19 protein-coding genes, 7 tRNA genes and 1 pseudogene are annotated in these 21459 nt (G+C 73.0%); 16 read left to right on the top strand and 11 right to left on the bottom strand.

Annotated elements, in window-relative coordinates:
- Positions 1-22 precede the first annotated feature (22 nt).
- Positions 23-1333, top strand: a complete 1311-nt coding sequence (gene cobA, locus ACIQAK_RS15450) for a uroporphyrinogen-III C-methyltransferase (protein WP_366389833.1) — start codon at positions 23-25, stop codon at positions 1331-1333.
- A gap of 134 nt (positions 1334-1467) precedes the next feature.
- Positions 1468-2286 (top strand): RNA methyltransferase, encoded by an 819-nt coding sequence (locus ACIQAK_RS15445; protein ID WP_366389834.1) that lies wholly within the window; start codon positions 1468-1470, stop codon positions 2284-2286.
- A gap of 6 nt (positions 2287-2292) precedes the next feature.
- On the opposite strand, the gene ACIQAK_RS15440 is transcribed toward ACIQAK_RS15445, so the two are convergent.
- Positions 2293-3573, bottom strand: a complete 1281-nt coding sequence (locus ACIQAK_RS15440; protein WP_366389835.1) for a protein kinase domain-containing protein — start codon at positions 3571-3573, stop codon at positions 2293-2295.
- A gap of 594 nt (positions 3574-4167) precedes the next feature.
- Here ACIQAK_RS15440 and ACIQAK_RS15435 point away from each other — a divergent pair.
- From ACIQAK_RS15435 to ACIQAK_RS15425, 3 genes are all read left to right on the top strand, one after another.
- Positions 4168-4374 (top strand): hypothetical protein, encoded by a 207-nt coding sequence (locus ACIQAK_RS15435; RefSeq protein ID WP_366389836.1) that lies wholly within the window; start codon positions 4168-4170, stop codon positions 4372-4374.
- Between the two features lie 868 nt (positions 4375-5242).
- The gene (locus ACIQAK_RS15430) at positions 5243-6190 is read left to right on the top strand and encodes a phosphotransferase family protein (protein ID WP_401848215.1); all 948 of its coding nucleotides are present in this window, start codon (positions 5243-5245) and stop codon (positions 6188-6190) included.
- 65 nt (positions 6191-6255) lie between these two features.
- The gene (locus ACIQAK_RS15425) at positions 6256-6564 is read left to right on the top strand and encodes a zf-TFIIB domain-containing protein (protein ID WP_366389837.1); all 309 of its coding nucleotides are present in this window, start codon (positions 6256-6258) and stop codon (positions 6562-6564) included.
- A 65-nt stretch (positions 6565-6629) separates the two neighbouring features.
- On the opposite strand, the gene ACIQAK_RS15420 is transcribed toward ACIQAK_RS15425, so the two are convergent.
- The 5 genes from ACIQAK_RS15420 to ACIQAK_RS15400 all read right to left on the bottom strand — a co-directional run bounded on the left by ACIQAK_RS15420 (position 6630) and on the right by ACIQAK_RS15400 (position 7103).
- Positions 6630-6704 (bottom strand) — tRNA-Val (locus ACIQAK_RS15420).
- A gap of 34 nt (positions 6705-6738) precedes the next feature.
- Positions 6739-6810: transfer RNA gene (locus ACIQAK_RS15415), tRNA-Val, on the bottom strand.
- Between the two features lie 36 nt (positions 6811-6846).
- Positions 6847-6918, bottom strand: a tRNA-Val gene (locus ACIQAK_RS15410).
- Between the two features lies 1 nt (position 6919).
- Positions 6920-6993 (bottom strand) — tRNA-Cys (locus ACIQAK_RS15405).
- Positions 6994-7030: 37 nt separating this feature from the next.
- Positions 7031-7103, bottom strand: a tRNA-Gly gene (locus tag ACIQAK_RS15400).
- Positions 7104-7266: 163 nt separating this feature from the next.
- Between ACIQAK_RS15400 and ACIQAK_RS15395 the strand changes: the two genes are divergently transcribed.
- The 3 genes from ACIQAK_RS15395 to ACIQAK_RS15385 all read left to right on the top strand — a co-directional run bounded on the left by ACIQAK_RS15395 (position 7267) and on the right by ACIQAK_RS15385 (position 10022).
- Positions 7267-8304, top strand: coding sequence for a chorismate-binding protein (locus ACIQAK_RS15395; RefSeq protein WP_366389900.1), 1038 nt, complete (start codon positions 7267-7269; stop codon positions 8302-8304).
- On the top strand, positions 8301-9122 hold the full coding sequence (locus ACIQAK_RS15390) for an aminodeoxychorismate lyase (RefSeq protein WP_366389838.1): 822 nt from the start codon (positions 8301-8303) through the stop codon (positions 9120-9122). Before ACIQAK_RS15395 ends, ACIQAK_RS15390 begins: the two co-directional genes overlap by 4 nt.
- A gap of 63 nt (positions 9123-9185) precedes the next feature.
- Positions 9186-10022 carry a GNAT family N-acetyltransferase gene (locus ACIQAK_RS15385; protein WP_366389839.1) on the top strand — a complete coding sequence of 279 codons (837 nt, stop codon included), beginning with the start codon at positions 9186-9188 and terminating at the stop codon, positions 10020-10022.
- Positions 10023-10047: 25 nt separating this feature from the next.
- Here the strand turns inward: ACIQAK_RS15385 and ACIQAK_RS15380 are convergent, their stop codons facing one another.
- On the bottom strand, positions 10048-10563 hold the full coding sequence (locus ACIQAK_RS15380; protein ID WP_366389840.1) for a DsbA family protein: 516 nt from the start codon (positions 10561-10563) through the stop codon (positions 10048-10050).
- 325 nt (positions 10564-10888) lie between these two features.
- Here ACIQAK_RS15380 and ACIQAK_RS15375 point away from each other — a divergent pair, with 325 nt between their 5' ends.
- Together ACIQAK_RS15375 and ACIQAK_RS15370 are read left to right on the top strand one after the other, a co-directional pair.
- The gene (locus ACIQAK_RS15375; protein ID WP_366389841.1) at positions 10889-11350 is read left to right on the top strand and encodes a hypothetical protein; all 462 of its coding nucleotides are present in this window, start codon (positions 10889-10891) and stop codon (positions 11348-11350) included.
- Positions 11351-11505: 155 nt separating this feature from the next.
- Positions 11506-11661 (top strand): hypothetical protein, encoded by a 156-nt coding sequence (locus tag ACIQAK_RS15370; RefSeq protein WP_164711272.1) that lies wholly within the window; start codon positions 11506-11508, stop codon positions 11659-11661.
- Here the strand turns inward: ACIQAK_RS15370 and ACIQAK_RS15365 are convergent.
- Together ACIQAK_RS15365 and ACIQAK_RS15360 are read right to left on the bottom strand one after the other, a co-directional pair.
- Positions 11656-12252 (bottom strand): CGNR zinc finger domain-containing protein, encoded by a 597-nt coding sequence (locus tag ACIQAK_RS15365; RefSeq protein WP_366389842.1) that lies wholly within the window; start codon positions 12250-12252, stop codon positions 11656-11658. The two genes, ACIQAK_RS15370 and ACIQAK_RS15365, sit on opposite strands and share 6 nt — an antisense overlap.
- Positions 12253-12522: 270 nt before the next feature.
- Positions 12523-12936, bottom strand: a complete 414-nt coding sequence (locus ACIQAK_RS15360; RefSeq protein WP_003959770.1) for an SsgA family sporulation/cell division regulator — start codon at positions 12934-12936, stop codon at positions 12523-12525.
- A 190-nt stretch (positions 12937-13126) separates the two neighbouring features.
- Here ACIQAK_RS15360 and ACIQAK_RS15355 point away from each other — a divergent pair, with 190 nt between their 5' ends.
- Complete coding sequence (locus tag ACIQAK_RS15355; protein WP_366389843.1) at positions 13127-13582, top strand: TIGR02611 family protein; 456 nt, start codon at positions 13127-13129, stop codon at positions 13580-13582.
- A 55-nt stretch (positions 13583-13637) separates the two neighbouring features.
- A tRNA-Val gene (locus ACIQAK_RS15350) sits at positions 13638-13709 on the top strand.
- A gap of 91 nt (positions 13710-13800) precedes the next feature.
- On the opposite strand, the gene ACIQAK_RS15345 is transcribed toward ACIQAK_RS15350, so the two are convergent.
- The gene (locus ACIQAK_RS15345) at positions 13801-16272 is read right to left on the bottom strand and encodes an SCO7613 C-terminal domain-containing membrane protein (RefSeq protein ID WP_366389844.1); all 2472 of its coding nucleotides are present in this window, start codon (positions 16270-16272) and stop codon (positions 13801-13803) included.
- Positions 16273-16441: 169 nt separating this feature from the next.
- On the opposite strand from ACIQAK_RS15345, the gene ACIQAK_RS15340 reads away from it, so the two are divergent.
- Positions 16442-16513 (top strand) — tRNA-Val (locus tag ACIQAK_RS15340).
- Between the two features lie 66 nt (positions 16514-16579).
- On the opposite strand, the gene ACIQAK_RS15335 is transcribed toward ACIQAK_RS15340, so the two are convergent.
- Positions 16580-17305 (bottom strand): 3'-5' exonuclease, encoded by a 726-nt coding sequence (locus ACIQAK_RS15335; RefSeq protein ID WP_366389845.1) that lies wholly within the window; start codon positions 17303-17305, stop codon positions 16580-16582.
- A gap of 226 nt (positions 17306-17531) precedes the next feature.
- Here ACIQAK_RS15335 and ACIQAK_RS15330 point away from each other — a divergent pair.
- The 3 genes and pseudogenes from ACIQAK_RS15330 to thrS all read left to right on the top strand — a co-directional run.
- Positions 17532-18118: pseudogene (locus ACIQAK_RS15330) on the top strand (DUF4365 domain-containing protein); the annotation flags it as partial.
- Positions 18119-18120: 2 nt separating this feature from the next.
- Complete coding sequence (locus ACIQAK_RS15325) at positions 18121-19371, top strand: hypothetical protein (RefSeq protein WP_366389846.1); 1251 nt, start codon at positions 18121-18123, stop codon at positions 19369-19371.
- Positions 19372-19469: 98 nt separating this feature from the next.
- Positions 19470-21446 (top strand): threonine--tRNA ligase, encoded by a 1977-nt coding sequence (gene thrS / locus ACIQAK_RS15320; RefSeq protein ID WP_366389847.1) that lies wholly within the window; start codon positions 19470-19472, stop codon positions 21444-21446.
- The last annotated feature ends 13 nt before the right edge of the window (positions 21447-21459 follow it).

Genomic DNA, 21459 nt, shown 5'->3' with positions numbered 1-21459 from the left:
CGCACGAGGAGCCCGCACCGCCATGGCCGAGCACGCAGACCACGCAGGTCACGCCGAGAGCGCTGGTCGCACCGACCACGCCGATCACCCCGCGTACCCCGTCGGACTGCGCCTGCACGGCCGCCGCACCGTCGTCATCGGCGGCGGCCAGGTCGCGCAGCGCAGGTTGCCGCAGCTCATCGCCACCGGCGCCGTCATCACGCTGGTCTCCCCGTCCGCGACCCCATCCGTCGAGGCCATGGCGGACGCCGGCGAGATCCGCTGGGAGCGCCGCCGCTACCAGGACGGCGACCTCGCCGACACCTGGTACGCCCTGGTCGCCTCCTCCGACACCGCAGCCAACGACGCCGCATCCGCCGAGGCCGAGCGCACCCGCACCTGGTGCGTCCGGGCCGACGACGCCGAGGCCGCGACGGCCTGGACCCCGGCCACCGGCCGCATCGGGAACATCACCGTCGCCGTCCTCAACACCACCCCCCAGGGCCGCGACCCCCGGCACTCCGCCGCCCTCCGCGACGCCATCGTCGAGGGCCTGCGCGACGGCACCATCGCCGCCCCGCACCACCGGAACCACGCCCCCGGTGTCGCCCTGGTCGGCGGTGGCCCCGGCCACCCCGACCTGATCACGGTCCGCGGCCGCCGCCTCCTGGCCGAGGCCGACGTGGTCATCGCCGACCGCCTCGGCCCCCGTGACCTGCTCGACGAGCTGCCCCCGCACGTCGAGGTGATAGACGCCGCGAAGATCCCGTACGGCCGGTTCATGGCCCAGGAGGCGATCAACCAGGCGCTGATCGAGCACGCCAAGGCGGGCAAGGCCGTGGTCCGGCTCAAGGGCGGCGACCCGTTCGTCTTCGGCCGCGGCATGGAGGAGGCCCAGGCGCTGGCCGCCGAGGGCATCCCCTGCACGATCGTCCCCGGCATCTCCAGCACCATCTCCGTCCCCGGAGCGGCCGGCATCCCGGTCACCCACCGAGGGGTGGCCCATGAGTTCACCGTGGTCAGCGGCCACGTCGCCCCTGACGACCCGCGCTCGCTGGTCGACTGGGAGGCCATCGCCCGGCTGCGCGGCACCCTCGTCCTGCTGATGGCCGTCGACAAGATCGGCGCCATCGCCGCCGCCCTGATCGCGCACGGCAAGGACCCGGCCACCCCGGTCGCCCTCGTCCAGGAGGGCACCACCGCCGCCCAGCGCCGGGTCGACGCGACCCTCGCGGACGTCGGCGAACGAGCGGTCGCCGAGGACGTGCGGCCGCCCGCCGTGATCGTCATCGGCGATGTCGTCGCGGTCGGTCCTCACTCCGCACCTCAGCCGGACCAGCCGCCGGCCGGATGACCACGGCCCCCGGCACCCGCCGCACCGGCCCCCGGCACCCGCCGCACCGCAACACCCCCGCAACCAAGTAACCCGCGGTTACGCATCTCATCCCAGGCGTTGGCACCGCACACCGGACAAGGCAGTATCACCCTGTGGCAGATCTCATCACCGTCGACGACCCCGACGACCCGCGCCTGAGCGACTACATCGGTCTGACCGACGTCGAGCTGCGGCGACGGCGCGAGCCCGCCGAGGGTCTGTTCATCGCCGAGGGCGAGAAGGTCATCAGACGTGCCCGCCACGCCGGGTACGAGATGCGCTCGATGCTGCTCTCCGCCAAGTGGGTCGACGTCATGCGCGACGTCATCGACGAGGTCCCGGCCCCGGTGTACGCAGTCGCCCCCGAGCTCGCCGAACGCGTCACCGGCTACCACGTCCACCGCGGTGCGCTCGCCTCCATGCAGCGCAAGCCGCTGCCCACCGCCGACGAACTCCTCACCACCGCCCGCCGGGTGGTGGTCATGGAGTCGGTCAACGACCACACCAACATCGGTGCGATCTTCCGCAGCGCGGCCGCCCTCGGCATGGACGCCGTCCTGCTCTCCCCGGACTGCGCCGACCCGCTCTACCGGCGTTCGGTCAAGGTCTCGATGGGCGCGGTCTTCTCCGTCCCCTACGCCCGGTTGGAAGCCTGGCCCAAGACCCTGGAGACGGTACGGGAAGCGGGCTTCCGGCTCCTCGCCCTCACCCCCGACCCCAAGGCCACCAGCATCGACGAGGCGGCCCCGCACCGGCTGGAGCGGGTCGCGCTGATGCTCGGCGCCGAGGGTGAGGGGCTCTCCACGAAGGCGCTGATGGCCGCCGACGAGTGGGTCCGCATCCCGATGGCGCACGGCGTCGACTCACTGAACGTCGGCGCGGCGGCCGCGGTCGCCTTCTACGCGGTGGCGACGGGCCGCCCGGAGAGCTGACACGGGTCAGACGGACCCGGCCCGCATCTGCGGCACCCGCTCCGGTTGCTCGCTCCCGCCCAGCCCCCGCGCCGGCCCCTGGCACCCCTGCGCGGCCGCGATCCCCAGCGCCACCAGCAGCGTCACCACCACGAAGACCACCAGCCGCTGGCGCAGCAGCCGAGGATTGGCCGGACGGCGCCCCGCCGAGGTCGTACGGGCCGCCCCGGAACGGGTCCCCGGCCTGCCGTTCGTCGCGCCCGGCCGCTTCCCGGACCCCGTGGTGGAGCGCTGCGGCCGGGACCCACCGGTGCGGGGCGCCCCCGAACGCGAGGGCGCGGGACGCCGGCCCTGCTGCGGGCGGCCGGTCGAAGGTCCCTCCGCGCGGCGGGGGTGCTGCTCGGTGTACGGGCCCTCCAGCCGGCCGGTGGGCCGGTCGGCCTCCTGGGCCGAGCGCTGGGCGGGCGGCCGGCCCTCGTGCAGGCCCTGCGCCTCGCGCGCCGCGATCTCCTTGAGCCGCATGGACAGTTGGAGCGTGCTCGGCCGCTCCTCCGGGTCCTTCGCCAGACAAGCGCTGATCAGAGGAGCCAGCGCGTCGTGCACCCCGTGGAGCTGCGCCTCCTCGTGCACCACGCGGTAGAGCATCACCTCGGAACTGCCGTGCCCGAAGGGGGAGTCGGCCATCGCCGCGTACGCCAAGGTCGCGCCGAGCGAGAAGACGTCGGTGGCGGGTGTCACCGCCGCGCCCCGGACCTGCTCGGGTGCGAGGAAGCCGGGCGACCCCACCGCCGTACCGACGTGGGTCAGCGTGCTGGCCCCGGTCGACCAGGCGATGCCGAAGTCGATGATGCGGGGGCCCTTGGGGGAGAGGAGGATGTTCGACGGCTTCAGATCGCGGTGGACCACGCCCGCCTCGTGCACCGCGACCAGGCCCTCGGAGAGCGCCGCGCCGATCGAGGCCACCTCGGCCGCGGCCAAGGGGCCCTCCTCGGCGACCTTGTCGTGCAGGGAGGGGCCGGGGACGTACTGCGTGGCGAACCACGGGCGGTCCGCCTCCAGGTCGGCGGCGACCAGCCGGGCCGTACAACCGCCCCGGATCCGCCGCGCGGCGGACACCTCGCGGGCGAACCGCGAACGGAACTCCTGATCCTCCGCCAGGTCGGGCCGGATCACCTTCAGCGCCACCCGCTGGCCGCGCCGGTCGGAGCCCAAGTAGACCACTCCCATGCCGCCCGCGCCGAGCCGTCGGTGCAGCCGGAACGAGCCGACGAGACGCGGGTCCTCGCGCCGGAGCCGCATCATCGCCATCGTCTGCCCATCCCCGCTGCCTCGTCCGCCTGACGAGGCACAGCTTACGTACCCCGCGCCCGGCGCGCTCAGAGGCCGCGCCCTCGCCCGGGATTCGATTGCCCGCGCCCGGCGGGAGACGTGAAGAACGGTCAGGGGGCGGTCCTGCCCGGCTCGTCGGCCCGGGCGGCGCGACAAAGGGCTGTCGAACAAGGGGCGTTGGATCGAGCCACGGTGGCCGGGACGAGCCGGTCGGGGAGATCACGGATACCACCGGGACGTACTCGGTGACGGCCTTGAGGGGCTACCGAGGAGCGCAACCCCCCCTCCTTCGGAGGGCGCGGGAAGTGAGTGAAGTCACCCGACGGAACCCTTCCCCGGGTGCTGTCCCCCCTGCGACCCCTCCGGGATGACCCCGGGGTCGCGTGGACCGTCTCCACCCAGGGGAGTACGCCGACTGCCGATGGCTCATCCTCCGGGAGGCCCAGCATTCGGTACGCGGGCATGACGCCCTGTGCTCGCCGGTTACCTAATGTTGGGATCAAGCGGCGGGTGCAGCACTCGTCCCCCCGAGGTCACACGCCCGCCGCTCCACATCAGGTCAGGAGAGAAACCATGTCGGACACGGCATCGCGGACCATGATCCGCACGCAGGGACGCAGGGCCTATGCCTCGTTCGGCGCCCGCCCGTCCGGCACCCGTCATCCCTTGGTGGCTACGGCCATGGTTCTTCCCCTGGCGGCCCTGCTCGTGGTCGCCTTCGGCGGCTGGGACGCGGTGGTCACACAGGCGTCGTCCGTGGCTGTGATGCTGGGGCGCTGAGCGGCGCCCGGGGTCCGGAAGAGCGGTCCGGACCCGGGTATCGGGCCAACAGCCCCGTGGGGACGGGGGTGCGGCGGACGGCAGCGTTTGTCCGGTCAGCTGGGGAGCTGACCGGGCATCGCGCTGTCCGGGACCGGTTTCCCGTAGGGGTCGGGTGCCCGCCGCTACGAACCGGGCGAGGCCGGCCCCTGCCCGCAGCCGCACGACCCCACGTCCGCACACGACAAGCCGCACGGTCTGTGGCCGCACGCGCCAGGCCGCACGCCCTCACAGGCCGCACGGCCCCTGCCGCCCTCCGCCCCGCCCGCGGCGTACGCTCAGCAGGGACCGGTGGCAGGGCCGGGACCGACCGCCGCCGCCGGGGGAGCTGTTGAGTACCACGTCAGCCGACCGAGAACCGACCGACCGCGGGTCAGCCATCCGCGAGGCAGCCGACCGAGAGCCGGCCGTCCGCGGGCCGGCCGACCTCGGGTCAGCCACCCACGACACAGCCGACAGAGGGTCGGCCGATAGTGGGCCGGTCGACCTCGGGCCAGCCACCCACGAGACAGCCGACAGCGGGTCGGCCGATAGCGGGCCGGCCGACCTCGGGTCAGCCACCCGCGAGACAGCCGACAGCGGGCCGGCCGGCCATGAGGCGGCCACCCACCAGTCGGCCGCTCACAGGGCGGCCCTCCGTGAGACGGCCCTCCGTGAGACGGCCCTCCGTGACACGGCCCTCCGTGACACGGCCCTCCGAGACACGGCCCTCCGTGACACGGCCCTCCGTGACACGGCCCTCCGTGACACGGCCCTCCGTGACACGGCCCTCCGTGACACGGCCCTCCGTGACACGGCCCTCCGTGACTCAGCCGCTCGCGCGTCGGTCATCCGTGAGCTGGGCACCCTGGCGCACCGCCTGCACCACCCCTCGGCCACTCCCTGCGCCTGCCGGCCGCCCCAGCTTCTGGCGGACCGGCCGGACGGCACCGTGGTCCGCAGCGGCCCGGTCGTGGCCAAGGCCCACCCCGCCGACTCCGACCGCGATGCCCTGGCGGCCCGTCTCGCCCTCGCCTCCGCGCCGCAGCTGACCGGCATCCTCCTCCCGCCGCTCAGCACCCCGGAGACGTCCGGTACGAGGACGACCACCCCCCGCCCCGTCACCTTCTGGCCGTACGGCGTCCCCGTCGACCCCAAGGACCCCGACGCCGCCCCCTGGGCCGAAGCCGCCGTCCTGCTCGCCCGCCTCCACCGGACCCTCCCGCCGCTCCCGCTCCCGCCGATGCGCGGCCCGGTCAAGGCGGTACGGGCGGTCGCCCGGATGACCGCCGCCCTCCCCGGCGACGGAGCGGTCCTCCCCGTACAGGCCGCCTGGAACGCCCTGCCCGCCTGGGCCCGGGGGGAGGCCGTGCCCCCCGCCGCGCGATCCCGCTTCCTCTGCCACGGGGACCTGCACCTGGGACAGCTCGTCCGCCATCCCGCCCCGGACGGGCCTTGGTTGCTCATCGACGTGGACGACGCGGGTCAGGGGGACCCGGCTTGGGACCTCGCCCGCCCCGCCGCCTGGTACGCGGCCGGGGTGCTGGCCCCGGAGGACTGGCTGCTGTTCCTGGACGCCTACCGGTCCGCCGGGGGGCCTGCCGTGCCCGCCGCGGGGGACCCGTGGGCGCACCTGGACGTCCCCGCCCGCGCGCTGACGGTCCAGACGGCCGCCGTCGCCCTCGTCAAGTGCGCCGCGGAGAACCGGGAGCCGGACGGGATGGAGCAGCTGATGATCGATTCCTGTGCGCGAATCGCTACGATCCCGCCCGAGTTGGCGACCGGGCCGACGACGTAGGGTGAACGGACCGCGGCCGGGTAGACATTCCGGCGGCGGCACAACGAGGGCGAGGAGCCGAGCCGATGATGCAGTGTCCCAAGTGTCACGCGCAGATGCAGACGTACAACCGCAACGGGGTCCAGATCGAGCAGTGCAGCGGCTGCCGGGGGATATTCCTGGACTACGGCGAGCTGGAGTCGCTGACCCGCCTGGAGTCGCAGTGGGCCCAGCAGGCCCCGCCCCCGCCGCCCGCCCCGCAGCAGGCCTACCCGCAGGCGGCCCCGCCCGCCCACGCCCCCGCCTGGGGCGCCCCGCAGCACGGCGGCGGGTACGGCGGGCACTACGGCCACCACCGCCAGAAGGGCTTCGGCCGGATGCTGTTCTCCTCCTGAAACTCCGGGGAGGACCGAGTACGACGCAAGAACCCCCGGCCGTGGAGACGGCCGGGGGTTCTCGGTGGTGCGCGATACTGGGATTGAACCAGTGACCTCTTCCGTGTCAGGGAAGCGCTCTCCCGCTGAGCTAATCGCGCGGGGTGGCCCTGCGTGTACTGCTGGTGCACTGCGTGCGCGATACTGGGATTGAACCAGTGACCTCTTCCGTGTCAGGGAAGCGCTCTCCCGCTGAGCTAATCGCGCGGGGATCCTCGCGGACCCATGATCCTTGCGGACCGGTGGACGATACTGGGATTGAACCAGTGACCTCTTCCGTGTCAGGGAAGCGCTCTCCCGCTGAGCTAATCGTCCTTGGAGGTGGAGACGGGATTTGAACCCGTGTAGACGGCTTTGCAGGCCGTTGCCTCGCCTCTCGGCCACTCCACCAGGGACGGGGGTTCGGGAAGATCCCCCATCTTCTGCGAGCGGACGACCAGGTTCGAACTGGCGACCTCAACCTTGGCAAGGTTGCGCTCTACCAACTGAGCTACGTCCGCTTGTCTTTCCCGGACCGCTTGCGCGTCCCGGCGACGTGTTGAACTCTAGCGGATTCCTGGGCCAGTACAAAAACGCGTTTGCGCAGCTTGCCGCCGTACCATCGTCCCGACGCAGGTCACCGCGGGCGGTCCTAGACTCGTCAGGGTGTTCCCCCTCGCTCCCATGGCCCGCTTCGGTGGCCTCGTCGCCTCAGGTCTCCAGGACGTGACCAACGATCCCACGGCGCTTGACTCGTCCGGTTTCTGGGCGGTATGCGCCGATTTCGAGGGCCGTACCGTCTGTGCCCGCTTCTCCTCCGTACACCGGGAGGAGGTGCCCGCCCCCGTGCCCGGAGCCTGGCGCGGGCCCGCCGACGGGGAGTGGGCGAGCTCGCTGGACCGGGCCGCCTACACGGCGGGCGTACGGCGGATCCGCGCGTACATCGCGGCGGGCGAGGTCTATCAGGCCAACCTCTGCCGGGTCCTCTCCGCTCCCCTGCCCGACCCCGCCCGCGCAGATGTCGACGCGCTGACCGCCCTGCTGGCGCGCGGCAACCCGGCGCCGTACGCGGGAACGATCCGGCTGCCCGGGCACGGGGTGGAGGTCGCCACCGCGTCGCCGGAGCTCTTCCTCCGCCGCGACGGGCGGACCGTCGAGTCCGGGCCGATCAAGGGGACCGGGCGCACCGAGGACGATCTGCTGGAGAAGGACCACGCCGAGAACGTCATGATCGTCGACCTGGTCCGCAACGACCTGGGCCGCGTCTGCGCGACCGGCAGCGTCACCGTCCCCGATCTGTGCGTGGTGGAGAAGCATCCGGGCCTCGTCCACCTCGTCTCCACCGTGCGGGGCGAGCTGGCCGGCGGGGCGGGGTGGCCGGAGCTGCTGGCCGCGGCGTTCCCGCCCGGCTCCGTCACCGGGGCGCCGAAGTCCAGCGCGCTGCGGATCATCGAGGAGCTGGAGCGGTCCCCGCGCGGTCCCTACTGCGGCGCGGTCGGCTGGGTGGACGCCGACCGGGGCGCCGCCTCGCTGGCGGTGGGCATACGGACCTTCTGGATCGACCGGACCGGTTCCGCGCCGATCCTGCGCTTCGGGACCGGCGCCGGCATCACATGGGGCTCCGACCCGGAGCGCGAATGGGACGAGACCGAACTGAAGGCGTCGCGGCTGCTGGCTGTAGCGTCGGGCACGTTCGAGGAGACAGGAAGGACCACGTCATGAGGATTTGGGTCAACGGCGGACTGCGGGATGCCGATGATGCCCGGCTGTCGGTGCTCGACCACGGGCTGACCGTGGGCGACGGCATCTTCGAGACGGTCCGCACCAGCGAGGGCCGGCCCTTCGCCCTCACCCGCCACCTGGACCGCCTCACCCGTTCCGCGCGCGGCCTCGGTCTGCCCGACCCGGACCTGGACGAGGTCCGGCGCGCCACGGCGGCGGTCATCGACGCCAACCCCGTAGCGCTGGGGCGGCTGCGGATCACCTACACCGGCGGGCTCTCCCCGCTCGGCTCGGACCGGGGCACCGCCGGGCCCAGCCTCGTCGTCGCACTCGACGGGGTGAGCCGTCGCCCAGACACCACCGCCGTGATCACGGTCCCCTGGACCCGTAACGAGCGCGGTGCGCTCACCGGGCTCAAGACCACCTCGTACGCCGAGAACGTCGTCGCCCTCGCCCGGGCCCACGAGCGGGGCGCCTCGGAGGCGCTCTTCCCGAACACGGCCGGCCGGCTCTGCGAGGGAACCGGGTCCAACGTGTTCGTCGTGCTGGACGGCCGCATCCACACCCCGCCGGTCGCCTCCGGGTGTCTCGCGGGAATCACCCGCGCGCTCGCCGTGGAGTGGACCGGGGCCGAGGAGAGCGACCTCCCGATGGAGGTGCTCGCCGAGGCCGACGAGGTCTTCCTGACCTCCACCCTCCGCGACATCCAGGCCGTGCACCGCGTCGACGACCGGGAGCTGGCGCCGGAGCCCGGGCCGGTCACGGCCAAGGCCATGCGCATCTTCGACGAACGGGCCGGGAACGACCTGGACCCGTGACGGGCACGCGGCGGGGCCGGAAAAACGCGTGACGCGGGGCCGTCCAGGGGATACAAACCCTTGATGACCACGACACTCCGGCCGTCCGGGCCGCTTCAGCAAGGCGCCGCGGGCTCGCGGGCGCGCACCTACGACGTGTGCGACAACGGCCGGCCCGTCGGCGCCGTCTCGATCAGCACCGACGACGCGTTCGGCGCCTCGGCCGGGGTGGTGCGCTCCCTGAGCGTCGAGGAGGACCGGCGCAGGCGCGGCCGGGGCACCATCGCCGCGCTCGCCGCCGAGGAGGTGCTGCGGGGGTGGGGCTGCACCCATGTGCGGACCGAGGTCCCGGCGGAGAACGAGCCCGCCCGGCGGCTGGCGGCCGCACTCGGCTACACCGAACGCAGCCGCAACATGGTCAAGGACCTCGGCCCGGACACCACCCCGCTCCCCGGGGGCCTGACCTCGCGTCCGATGAGCGAGCAGGAGTACGCGGACTGGCTGCGCGAGGCGGTACGGGCGTACGCGCAGCAGTGGATGGACCGGGGCGTACCGCCCGAACATGCCCGGCTCAAGTCTGAGGCCGACCACGCCGGGAACCTGCCGGACGGTCTGGCCACCGAGGGGGTGCGGTTCCGGGTCCTGGTCCACGGTGGCGAGGTGGTCGGCCGTCTCTGGCTGGCCCTGCGGGAGCTGGAGCCGGGAGGGACAGCCGGGTTCGTCTTCGACGTCGAGGTGCGCGAGGAGCACCGGGGCCGCGGCTTCGGGCGGGCCCTGATGCTCCTGGCCGAGGACGAGACCCGCTCCCAGGGCCTCGGCCGGCTCGGCCTGCACGTCTTCGCCGCCAACACCCCGGCGCTGCGGTTGTACGAGTCCCTCGGCTACGCGACGACGCGGTACAACCTGGCCAAGGCGCTGTAGGCCCTCAGCCCGCCGGAGGCCGGCGTCAGCCCCGCGCGGCCAGCCGGGCGTCGATGATCTCCTCGATCCGCTCGCGCAGCCCCTCCTGGCTCTTGCCGCCGTCCAGCCGCTCGTCGCCGATCACATAGGTGGGCGTGCCGGTGACCCCGATCGCCTTGCCCTCGGCCTGGTCGGCGTCGACGATCAGCAGATGCCGGCCGTCGATCAGGGCGGTGTCGAACTCCTCTACGTCCAGGCCCAGTTCGCGGGCCACGTCGAGGAGGACCGGCTCACCGGACGCGGCGAGGTCCCCGGTCCTGGCCAGGAGCGCCTCGATGTACGGCCAGTCCTGCCCCTGGACGGTGGCCTCCTCGGCGGCCTGCGCCGCGGCATAGGCGTACTTGTGCTTCTCCAGCGGGAAATGCCGCAGCCGGATCTCCACGCGGTCCCCGTAGCGGGCGCGTACGGCGCGCACATCGCTGAGGGCCTGGTGGCAGTCGGGACATTCGAGATCGCACCAGATGTCGAGGACGACCGGTGCCGAGGGGATGGAATCGCTCATGGAACCAGTCTTCCAGGCCCGGCGGACAGCTTGAGACCGGCACCGCGACCGACGCCCGCAGGCCTACGCGGGCAGGCCCGTGCCCGCAGGCTTACGCAGGCAGGCCTACGCAGGCAGGCCCACGCAGGCAGGCCCACGCCGCGACCCGTGCCCGCGACCCGTGCCCGCGACCCGTGCCCGCGGTCCCGCGCCCGCAGACCGGTGACCAGGACCTGCGGAGGAGCCCGGCCCTGAAATGTCCCTGAAGTGGACCGGCGCCGTGGCCCCGACACCGGTGGTCGGTGCAGGATGGAAGGGACGTTCCCCCGTGCGCCTGGAGGCCCCGATGCTTGCCGAGACCATCTGTTCCGCGGCGTCGGCGGCGGGCCTGGGCATCGCCGCGGTCACCGCCTACCGCAAGCGCTTCCTCACCGCGACCAGGATCGCGGCCTACTCCCTCGTACCCGTCGGGCTCGTCCTGACCGGCGTCGTCGCGTGGGTATCGGGCATCGCCCTCAAGCCGAGCGTCTGGATCGGCTTCGGCGTTCTCGGCCTCGCCTGGGTGCTCTTCATGACCACGCGTGCCGTCGAACGCCGCCGTGGCAGCACCCGCGCGGAGCGCAAGGCCGCGCGGGCCGCCGAGCGCAACGAGGCCGTCGCCCCCGGCGCCTCCGCGCCCTCGCTCGGCGCCGGGAGCCAGGCCCGGCCGGCGGCAGCGGCGGCGAAGCCCAGGAAAGGGCAGGAGGCCGCGGCCCCCGGCGACGACTTCAGCGACATCGAGGCGATCCTCAAGAAGCACGGCATCTGACCACCCGTGCCATCCACCGGGCGAGAACCCCTCGAATACCCGACGGCAACTCGGACGCCGGAGCGAATCCTGAGGGCCACGGGACGGTGAACTCCCGGGTGAATCACGACGGTTGGCCGCCAACCGGGTCCCGGGTGAGTCATGATCACCCCGAGATGGTGGACACATCCCGGGGCGAAGCCCCCGCACCCCCTGCCGAAGAGCCCCGTGGCTGCCTCTTCGCGCTCTCCCAGCCACCCCTGATGATCTTCCTGACGGTCATCGGAAGTCTGCTGCTGATGGCGGCGCTGCACGACCTCTTCCTCTTATGACCCGGCCTCCCGGCGCCGGGCCCGGTACGCGGCGACGTGGAGCCGGTTGCCGCAGGTGCGGCTGGAGCAGTAGCGGCGGGAGCGGTTGCGCGAGAGGTCGACGAAGGCGTGCCCGCAGGCCGGCGCCTCGCAGCGCCGCAGCCGCTCCTGTTCGCCGGCCACGATGATGAAGGCCAGGGCCATGCCGCAGTCCGCCGCGAGGTGGTCGGCGAGTGAGGCGTCCGGCGCGAAATAGTGCACGTGCCAGTCGTAGCCGTCGTGGTCGGTGAGCTGCGGCGTGGTCCCGGCCGCGGCGACGATCCGGTTGACGAGGTCGGCCGCGGTACGGGCGTCGGGCGCCGCGAAGACCTCCGCGAACCGGCTCCGTACGTCCCGCACGGCGTTCAGGTCCCTCTCGCCGAGCGTGCCGACGCCGCTGATGTCGTGCCGCTCCGCGAACGCGTACAGCGCCGCGAGATCGGCGAGCCCGTCCTCCGGACCGTCCATGAGTCCGTCCGTCGGGCCGTCCTCCGGCAGCTCGCTCTCCGGTGCGGTGTTCACCAGATCGACCACCGTGTCGAGGGCGATCCGGGTGTCGTGAGGGATCAGCACGCTTCGCTCCCTGGCCGTCCGGCGGGCGGGCGCCTGCCGGTGGCGGCTGACTCTACTGGCTCGCCCGGCCGCCCCCGGCCCGGTGCGGGCCCGCGGAGGGAGCAGGGGTGCCTGTAAGGGCCACCGGCCCGCTCCCGGCCTCATGGCGCACGCACCGGCGCCGTCACCGCGGTGGTTTCCGCGGCGCCGGCGCCGGTGCCTGCCCTATGTGGTTGTCCGCGCGACGCCGTCTCCCCGAGTCGGACGGCGCCGGGCAGCTCTCGGCCTGGCTCAGCTCTCGGCCAGGATGTGGGAGAGCTCCGTGTCGAGATCGAAGTGGCGATGCTCGGTGCCGGGCGGAACCGCGGCGTCGGTCCTCTTCAGGAACGACTCCAGGGCCCGCGCCGGAGCTTCGAGCAGGGCTTCGCCCTCCGGGGAGCTCAGTGCGATGCATACGACGCCTTGACCGTGACTTCGTGATGGCCAGACGCGGACGTCTCCGGTGCCGGTGGGCCGGTGCAGCCCCTCGGCAAGGAGGTCACGGGCGAAAACCCACTCGACCGTCTCCTCCGCTCCGGTGTGGAAGGTGGCGTGCACGGCATAGGGATCGGCCGTGTCATACCGCAGGCCCGCGGGTACAGGCAGTGAGGACTCGCTCGACACAACGAGGCGCAGGTGCAGCTCGCAGCTGACCGTGGTGTTCATAAGCGCCAGGGCCTTTCGCTCAGTGTGCGCTCGGGGATTCGCACGTCGGCGAAATCGACATGCCACCTACGGTGGTGTTGTAAACCCCTCTGACCCATTTGTGATGCTTCGGGTCCCTCGTCCGGCGGTGTGTAACTTTGAGTCATGCGCCCATTCAAGTGACGATGACGGGTCGGGTAGGTTGAGCTCCATGAACGCGGAGAGTGACGAGCGGATCGAGACCGCCGACAACGCGGCCCCGGGGTCCGCCACGGGGGGCACGACGAAGGTGGAACGCGAGCTGGGTTCGCGCGCGCCGGGCTTCATCAAGGCGTCCAAGCCGCTGCACCTGAGCTGGCAGGTCGGCGTCTTCGTCGTCGGCCTCGGTGTCGTGGTGGCCGGTGTGCTGATGCTGGTGCTGCCGGGGCCCGGCTGGCTGGTGATCTTCGGCGGCATGGCGATCTGGGCGACCGAGTTCGTCTGGGCCCAGCTGGTGCTGCGCTGGACCAAGCGCAAGGTCACCGAGGCCGCCCAGCGGGCCCTCGACCCCAAGGTCCGGCGGCGCAACATCATCCTCACCACGGCGGGGCTGGTGATCATGGCGGTGCTGGTCGGGATCTACGTCTGGAAGTTCGGCCTCGCCCTGCCGTGGGCGGTGGGGAAGTAGCGCTGGGCGCGGTCCGAGGGCACCGCTGACATGGGGTAATGTTTGCGGTGCGCCCGGGCGATTAGCTCAGTGGGAGAGCGCTTCGTTCACACCGAAGAGGTCACTGGTTCGAACCCAGTATCGCCCACCCGGACAGAAGGCCCCGAGACTTTCCGAAGTCCCGGGGCCTTCCGCGTTCCCGTCCCGGGCCCTCGCGGGGGCCCAGGACCGGGCGCCGCTCACCGCATCCGGCCGAGCACGTCCTTCAGCCTTCGCGCGTCGCGCAGCCGTTGCTCGTACGTGGCGCCGACGGCCAGCAACAGCAGTCCGGCCAGCGCCGGCGGCAGCCAGCGGGGCAGTGCACCCGCCACCTGGACGACGTACGGCGCCAGCTCGTGCAGGGTGTCCAGGGCCAGCACCGCGCCGCCGATCAGCAGCAGTGCCTGGAGCCGGTACCTCGCCCCCAGCAGCGTGATCACCAGCGCCGCCACGCCCAGCAGCAGCGGTCGCGGCCAGCCGGGGTCGGTCCAGGCCACGGCCAGGCTCGGCAGCAGCGTCGCCGCCAGCCCCGGCCCGTACGCCGTCCAGGAGGACGCCTCGGGGTCCTCGCGCCGCCGCAGTACGCCGACCACCAGCGCCGGCACCGTCACCGGCAGGGTGTACGCCTCCGGCACCGACACCTCCGAAGCGCCCAGCCGCACCCAGGTGGCCGCCACGAACAGCGCCGCCGCCAGGTACCCCGCCACGGGCCGCCGCTCGGGACGCACCGCCGCTCCCGCCGCGAGCACCCCGCACAGGGCCAGCACCATGGCCAGGAACGGCGCCTCCCGCACCGCCAGACCGACGGCCACCAGCGCACCCGACGCCCCGGTCAGCTCCACCGGCAACGACACCGGGTTCAGCCGCAGCCGCGCGCCCAGCAGCACCGTCAGCGCGGGCACGACGAGCAGCAGCGGCGCGGCCTCGTGCGGCGCGAGCCCCAGGGAGCGGGCCGCGCACCCCGTCAGGACCGTGCCCCACACCACCGCGGCGACCGCGAACACCGCCCGCTCCACCCCCGCACGCGTCCGCAGCGCCGCCGCCACGAACAGCACCGCCAGCGCCCCGGACACCGTGTACGTCGCCGCCTCCGAGGCGAGCGAGAGCAGCCCCGCACTCACCGCCCCGCCGACCGCACCCACCAGCGCGCTCACCGTCACGGCGGGTCCGGCCCCCCGGCCCGCACCCCGCACGGCCACCACCAGCAGCCCCGCCACCAGCACCGTCTCCAGGACCACCGCGACCGCGTACGGCGCCCCCAGCGTCGCCGCCGCGAGCAGCAGCGCCCCCCAGCCGAGGGCCAGCGCCCCCGCCCCCGCCGCACCGCGCGCCTTCGCGCCCGGCGTGACCAGCGGAGCGGCGCCCCGCACGAGCGACGGCCACCAGCGGTAACCCGCTCCCAGCCCCGCCGCCACCACCGCGAGGACCACCGGAGCCGCGACCATCTCCGACCAGGGCATCGAGGGCCCCAGCGCGCCCCGGAACCCCTTCGGCGCCCCCGCCCACACCTCGGCGACCAGCCGGACCGGCCCGAGCAGCACCGCGGCCACCGGCGGCAGCGCCCACACCAGCGCACCGGCCACCACCGCGCCCGCCGCCAGCAGCAGCCCGCGCCCCGCGCTCCGCGGCAGCCGGGCCCGTACGACGGACAGCAGGGCGAGGCCGCAGAGCAGGTACGCCGGAACGTGCCACGTCCCGGGCACCGCCGCCCGCAGCACGCCGCCGCCCGCCGCCACCACCGCCAGACCGGCCACCACGCCGCCCACCTGTGCGTAGCCCTCCGGAGCACGCCACGCCCCGGCCAGGGTCGCCACGGCCGCCGTCAGCAGCAGGGCGGCCGGGAGCAGGGCCACCAGCGGGCCGTCGGCCGTCAGCGACTCCCCGAGCCCCACCAGCAGCGCGGCGGACCCGGTCACCGCCAGGCCGATCCCCGCCGTGACCCGCACGCCGATGCCCCTGCCCCACAGCGCGATCGCACCGTCCAGCACGGCTGTCGCCAGCAGCGCCCACCCGACCACGATCGCCGGTGCGCCGGCGGCCCAGGCCCCGAGCAACAGCGGCCACTGGACGAGGACCACGGCGGCGGGCAGCGGCAGGTACAGCTTGCCCAGGGCCAGGCCGTAGGCCGCCCAGAGCGCGGCGAGCACCGCCGATGCCGCCGCCGTGAAGGTGAGCCCGTCCGCGTCCGGCGCCGCCACCGCGTGGACCGCGTACACGTCCAGCAGCGTGAGCACCAGGGCCAGCGCCGCCAGCGCCTCGGCCGTGGCGGCGAGCTTCCGGCGCAGCAGGACCGCCGGGGCCGTGAGCGCCGCCAGGGTCGCCAGCGCCAGCACGGCGGACCGGCCGCCGATGCCCATCGAGCCCCAGCTGACCAGGGTGAAGGCGACGGCCGCGACCGTCAGCAGCAGGCCGCCCAGCGTCAGCAGCACGTTCTGCGCGCTGCGCGGTGCGGACGGCTTCGCGGACCGGGGTGCGGACCCCCATGGCTGGGCGGGGGCCCAGCCCCGCCCGACGGGCGGGGCGCCCCAGCGGGGCGCGTTCGGCGCCTGCGGCTGCAAGGCGCCGACCAGCCAGGCACGACGGGTCAGCAGATGGGCCCGGCGGGCGTCCAGCTGAGCCAGTTCTCTGTCGAGGAGCGCCAGTTCTTCGGCGGGCGGCGGCACATGTTCCATGTACGGGAGTGTGGGCTCGGCCCTCGGCCTCGTACATGCGCTCGGATACTCAGTTTCCGTGTTTCCGCGTCTGTGTACGTTCCGGAGCGTCAGTGTCCGTTCCGGGGCCGCCGGGCCGGAAGCGGTTTGAACGATGCCCGTCGAGCCCTGTATGGTTCAACCCGTTCCCGGGCGATTAGCTCAGTGGGAGAGCGCTTCGTTCACACCGAAGAGGTCACTGGTTCGAACCCAGTATCGCCCACCGGGGAAAGCCGGTCCGCCAGCATCACGGCGGACCGGCTTTCGCGTGTGCGCGCCGGTGGACCCGTCACGCCGCCGCGGGCAGCTCCGGGCGCAGCGGCCATGCCGGGTCCACCGCCTCCGGCGTCCCGCTCCGGGCGAACCACGCCTCCAGGCCGCGCGCCTGAGCCGCGTGCCAGGTGGCCTGGAGGGTGTGCAGCTCGGCCGGGGAGAGCCGCTCCAGCCGGGAGGAGAAGCGCCGGCATATCGCGCGCACCAGCTCCAGCGAGGCCGTGGCGTCGGCCGCCGCGTCGTGGGCCCCGTCGAGCGGCACCTGGTACAGCTCGCAGAGGTCCGTGAGCGTGCGGCGGCCCTTGCGGTAGCGGTCCAGGTGTTTGTCCAGCACCCGGGGGTCGACCACCCGCAGCGGCACGTCCGCCATGTACCTGGCGAGCGACGAGGCCCGGTGCCGCTTCAGCTCGCGGTCCAGCAGGGTCAGGTCGAACGGCGCGTTCATCACGACCAGGGGGCGGCCCGTGGCGCACTGCTCGGCCAGCGAACGAGCGATCTCGTCCATCACCGGCGCGGGCCAACGGCCGTTGCGCTGGAGGTGGCCGTCGGTCAGGCCGTGGATCCCGGTCGCCCCGGCGGACACCGGGACCCCCGGGTTGACCAGCCAGCGGGTGACGCGGACGCGTCCGCCCGTCGTGTCCTGCGCGACGAGAGCGGCCGAAACGATCCGGTCCTGCTCGACGTCCACGCCTGTCGTCTCCGTGTCAAAAGCGGCCAGCGGCCCTTCGAACCAGTGCATCATCCCCGAACTCCTCGCACCCGCACGGCAGATGGAGTGATTCCTCTGCCCGATATCGGTGATACCCGTGCTGTTTGCCTGATACGCCGTTTGCGGGCATTCTCCTGCGGTGACAACACAAGGGAAGGGGGCGGAAGTTGCTCCCCGGTCCGTCTGCACTGATGCTCCGTCAGCATCCTCTCGGCAGGGGCCTGCCGCCGATCAGCACGCCCGGAAGGCATACGGAGCCATGGCGCTCGCGCAGCCCGACCCAGGAGGGACCGCCCGCGCCGAAGGGTTCGGGCCGGTGGAGCAGCGGAACGCACCGCTGCGCGGCTCCCTCGCCACCACCGCCTGCATGGAGACCCTCCAGGTGGGCTACCTGCACGCCGTCGCGGCGGCGGCGGGATGCTCGCTGTCCCAGCCCTTCCCCGACAACGGCATCGACTGGCACGTCAGCCACGGCTCCGCCACCCACACCGTCGACGACGAGGTGACCATCAAGGTGCAGCTCAAGTGCACCTACCAGATACCGCCGCACCCGGCGGGCGGGGCGTTCTCCTTCACGCTCGACAACGCCCATCTCGTCAAGCTCGCCCGCAGCCCGGTCGCGGTGCACAAGATCCTGGTGGTGATGCTCGTGCCCCGCAGCCAGGACGAGTGGCTGAGCGCCGGGCCCGGCAGCCTCGATCTGCGGCACTGCTGCTACTGGACCAATCTGGCAGGCCACGCGGTGACGGCCGGTACCGGACCACCGTGCGCATCTTGATCTCACGGATCTTCGACGACCGCGCACTCTGCGACATCATGGCCCGGGTCGGGGCCGGAGGGAGACCCTGGTGCACCGGTCGATGGACGAACCCACGGGCCCGGCGGAGCTGTTCGGTGCCCGCTCGCACCCCGTCACGGGCAGGGATCACGCCGGCGCGGGCGGGGACGGCACCCCGCTGCCCGACCCGGCCGTGCTCATCGCACTCCTGCACCGCTACGGCTGGCAGCGGCGCGGCGGCGCGGCCGGGCGGTACAGCCGCTGGTCCCCGCCCGGACCGGCCGCCGGCGCCAGCCTGCTGGTCCCCGAGAACACCGCCCTGCCCGACACCGGCGACCTGCTGGCCGAGGCGCTCGCCGCGCTCTCCCACAGCGCCGCCCCGTCCGCCCGGTCCATCCTGGTCTCCCTCGCCGTCCCCAGCGACGAGATCCGCTGGTGGCGCGAGGTCCCCGAGTCGGCGGCCGCGGTGGCGGGCGCCTCGGGGTGGGCCGAGGCGGAGGAGCTGAGATCGGCGGCCCGGCAGATCCTCCTCGCCGGAGCGCTCGCCGCCCGCGGCCGGGCCGGCTACCACGGGGCCCGGCACCGCAGGAAGGCCCGGGCGGCGCTGGACGGGACGCTCATCGGGCCGGCGCCGGGCGGCCGCCGGCTCACCGCGTTCGTCCCCGTCGCCACCGGACGAGCCGTCGCCGTCCAGCTCTGCCACGCCCTGCACGCCACCCGCGAGGCCGTGGACTACCAGCGGGCCACCGGCGGCATGGAGGCCTTCGACAGCGCGGTGGCGGCGGGCGTCAGCCGGGAGCTGACCGAGGCCCTGGTGAGCCTGGTGCGCGGTACGGAGGGGGCCGGGATCGACCTGCGGTGGGCGCCCGCCGCGGGTACCCCGGACGGCTGCCCGGCCCGCCCCGCACCGGTCGAGTTCTCCCCGGGCGACCTGCCCGCCCTGCGCTCCGCCGGGGCCCGCTACCTCCGCGAGGAGCCCGCCGTCCCGGTCCGGATCACCGGCGCGGTGGTCCGGCTGCGCCGCTCGGGGCCGCGCGGCGCCGGGATCGTACGGCTGCGGGTGCTGGCGGGGGCGGAGATCGCGTACGTACGGGTGGAGCTGGACGAGGAGGCGTACCGGATCGCGGGCCACGCCCACCTCGTCGGGCTGCCGCTGCGGGTGGAGGGGCGGCTGGAGCGGCGGGGCGGGTTCCGGCGGCTCACCGGGGCGTGCCAGGTCGCGCCCGTCCAGGTCGACGAGGCCGAGCGGGACCGGCTGATGAAGTCGCTCCAGGAGAACGTGGACTTCTTCGAGGAGGCGTGCGCGGGGGAGGAAGCCTGACGAGGGGGAAGGCGTTCGCATCGGGACCGTACGGCTCGGTACGATCCATAGCGGCTACCCACTACCGGGCGGGCCACCCCCTCAGTCAGGAGAGACCGGTGTCAGACGTCCGTGTGATCATCCAACGCGATTCCGAGCGGGAAGAGCACGTGGTGACGACGGGCACAACGGCCGGCGAGCTCTTCCCCGGTCAGCGCACCGTCGTCGCCGCGCGCATCGGCGGCGAACTGAAGGACCTCTCCTACGAGCTCCAGGACGGCGAGAGCGTCGAGCCGGTGGAGATCTCCTCCGAGGACGGCCTCGACATCCTGCGCCACTCCACCGCGCACGTCATGGCCCAGGCCGTGCAGGAGCTCTTCCCGGAGGCCAAGCTCGGCATCGGCCCGCCGGTCAAGGACGGCTTCTACTACGACTTCGACGTCGAGAAGCCGTTCACCCCCGAGGACCTCAAGGCCATCGAGAAGAAGATGCAGGAGATCCAGAAGCGGGGCCAGAAGTTCTCCCGCCGCGTGGTCTCCGACGAGGCCGCCCGCGAGGAGCTCGCCGACGAGCCGTACAAGCTGGAGCTCATCGGCATCAAGGGTTCCGCCTCATCGGACGACGGCGCGGACGTCGAGGTGGGCGGCGGCGAGCTGACCATCTACGACAACCTGGACGCCAAGACCGGTGACCTGTGCTGGAAGGACCTCTGCCGGGGTCCGCACCTGCCGACCACCCGGTTCATCCCGGCCTTCAAGCTGATGCGCAACGCCGCCGCGTACTGGCGCGGCAGCGAGAAGAACCCGATGCTCCAGCGCATCTACGGGACCGCCTGGCCGACCAAGGACGAGCTGAAGGCGCACCTGGAGTTCCTGGAGGAGGCCGCCAAGCGCGACCACCGCAAGCTCGGCAACGAGCTGGACCTCTTCTCCTTCCCCGACGAGATCGGCCCCGGCCTCGCGGTCTTCCACCCCAAGGGCGGCGTCATCCGCCGGGCCATGGAGGACTACTCGCGCCGCCGTCACGAGGAGGAGGGCTACGAGTTCGTCTACAGCCCGCACGCCACCAAGGGCAAGCTCTTCGAGAAGTCCGGCCACCTGGACTGGTACGCCGACGGCATGTACCCGCCCATGCAGCTCGACGACGGGGTGGACTACTACCTCAAGCCGATGAACTGCCCGATGCACAACCTGATCTTCGACGCGCGCGGCCGCTCCTACCGCGAACTGCCGCTGCGCCTCTTCGAGTTCGGCACGGTGTACCGGTACGAGAAGTCGGGCGTCGTGCACGGCCTGACCCGCTCGCGCGGCTTCACGCAGGACGACGCGCACATCTACTGCACCAAGGAGCAGATGGCGGAGGAGCTCGACCGCACGCTCACCTTCGTGCTGAACCTGCTCCGCGACTACGGGCTCACCGACTTCTACCTGGAGCTCTCCACCAAGGACCCGGAGAAGTACGTCGGCTCGGACGACACCTGGCAGGAGGCCACCGAGACGCTCCGCCAGGTCGCCGAGAAGCAGGGGCTGCCCCTGGTCCCGGACCCGGGCGGCGCCGCGTTCTACGGCCCGAAGATCTCCGTGCAGTGCAAGGACGCCATCGGCCGCACCTGGCAGATGTCGACCGTGCAGCTCGACTTCAACCTGCCGGAGCGCTTCGACCTGGAGTACACCGGCCCGGACGGCTCCAAGCAGCGCCCGGTGATGATCCACCGCGCCCTGTTCGGCTCCATCGAGCGCTTCTTCGCCGTGCTGCTGGAGCACTACGCGGGCGCCTTCCCGGTCTGGCTCGCCCCGGTCCAGGCCGTCGGCATCCCGATCGGCGACGCCCACATCCCCTACCTCCAGGAGTTCGCCGCCAAGGCGCGCAAGCAGGGGCTGCGGGTGGACGTGGACGCCTCCTCCGACCGGATGCAGAAGAAGATCCGCAACCAGCAGAAGGCCAAGGTGCCCTTCATGATCATCGCTGGTGACGAGGACATGGCCAACGGTGCCGTCTCCTTCCGCTACCGCGACGGTTCGCAGGAGAACGGCATCCCGGTCGACGAGGCCCTCGCCAAGATCGCCAAGGCCGTCGAGGACCGCGTACAGGTCTGATCCGGCCGTGGAC

Source organism: Streptomyces sp. NPDC088706 (genome assembly GCF_044752765.1).
Classification (GTDB): domain Bacteria; phylum Actinomycetota; class Actinomycetes; order Streptomycetales; family Streptomycetaceae; genus Streptomyces.
The sequence above is the reverse complement of the archived record's forward strand: the minus strand, read 5'-3'. Positions and strand labels throughout refer to the sequence as shown.

Coding starts and splice junctions, on each gene's coding strand:
- cobA (WP_366389833.1), top strand. CDS start 23: ATGGCCGAGCACGCAGACCACGCAGGTCACGCCGAGAGCGCTGGTCGC.
- ACIQAK_RS15440 (WP_366389835.1), bottom strand. CDS start 3,573: ATGGCGATGATGCGGCTCCGGCGCGAGGACCCGCGTCTCGTCGGCTCG.
- ACIQAK_RS15435 (WP_366389836.1), top strand. CDS start 4,168: ATGTCGGACACGGCATCGCGGACCATGATCCGCACGCAGGGACGCAGG.
- ACIQAK_RS15425 (WP_366389837.1), top strand. CDS start 6,256: ATGATGCAGTGTCCCAAGTGTCACGCGCAGATGCAGACGTACAACCGC.
- ACIQAK_RS15395 (WP_366389900.1), top strand. CDS start 7,267: ATGGCCCGCTTCGGTGGCCTCGTCGCCTCAGGTCTCCAGGACGTGACC.
- ACIQAK_RS15390 (WP_366389838.1), top strand. CDS start 8,301: ATGAGGATTTGGGTCAACGGCGGACTGCGGGATGCCGATGATGCCCGG.
- ACIQAK_RS15385 (WP_366389839.1), top strand. CDS start 9,186: ATGACCACGACACTCCGGCCGTCCGGGCCGCTTCAGCAAGGCGCCGCG.
- ACIQAK_RS15380 (WP_366389840.1), bottom strand. CDS start 10,563: ATGAGCGATTCCATCCCCTCGGCACCGGTCGTCCTCGACATCTGGTGC.
- ACIQAK_RS15375 (WP_366389841.1), top strand. CDS start 10,889: ATGCTTGCCGAGACCATCTGTTCCGCGGCGTCGGCGGCGGGCCTGGGC.
- ACIQAK_RS15370 (WP_164711272.1), top strand. CDS start 11,506: ATGGTGGACACATCCCGGGGCGAAGCCCCCGCACCCCCTGCCGAAGAG.
- ACIQAK_RS15360 (WP_003959770.1), bottom strand. CDS start 12,936: ATGAACACCACGGTCAGCTGCGAGCTGCACCTGCGCCTCGTTGTGTCG.
- ACIQAK_RS15355 (WP_366389843.1), top strand. CDS start 13,127: ATGAACGCGGAGAGTGACGAGCGGATCGAGACCGCCGACAACGCGGCC.
- ACIQAK_RS15345 (WP_366389844.1), bottom strand. CDS start 16,272: ATGGAACATGTGCCGCCGCCCGCCGAAGAACTGGCGCTCCTCGACAGA.
- ACIQAK_RS15335 (WP_366389845.1), bottom strand. CDS start 17,305: ATGATGCACTGGTTCGAAGGGCCGCTGGCCGCTTTTGACACGGAGACG.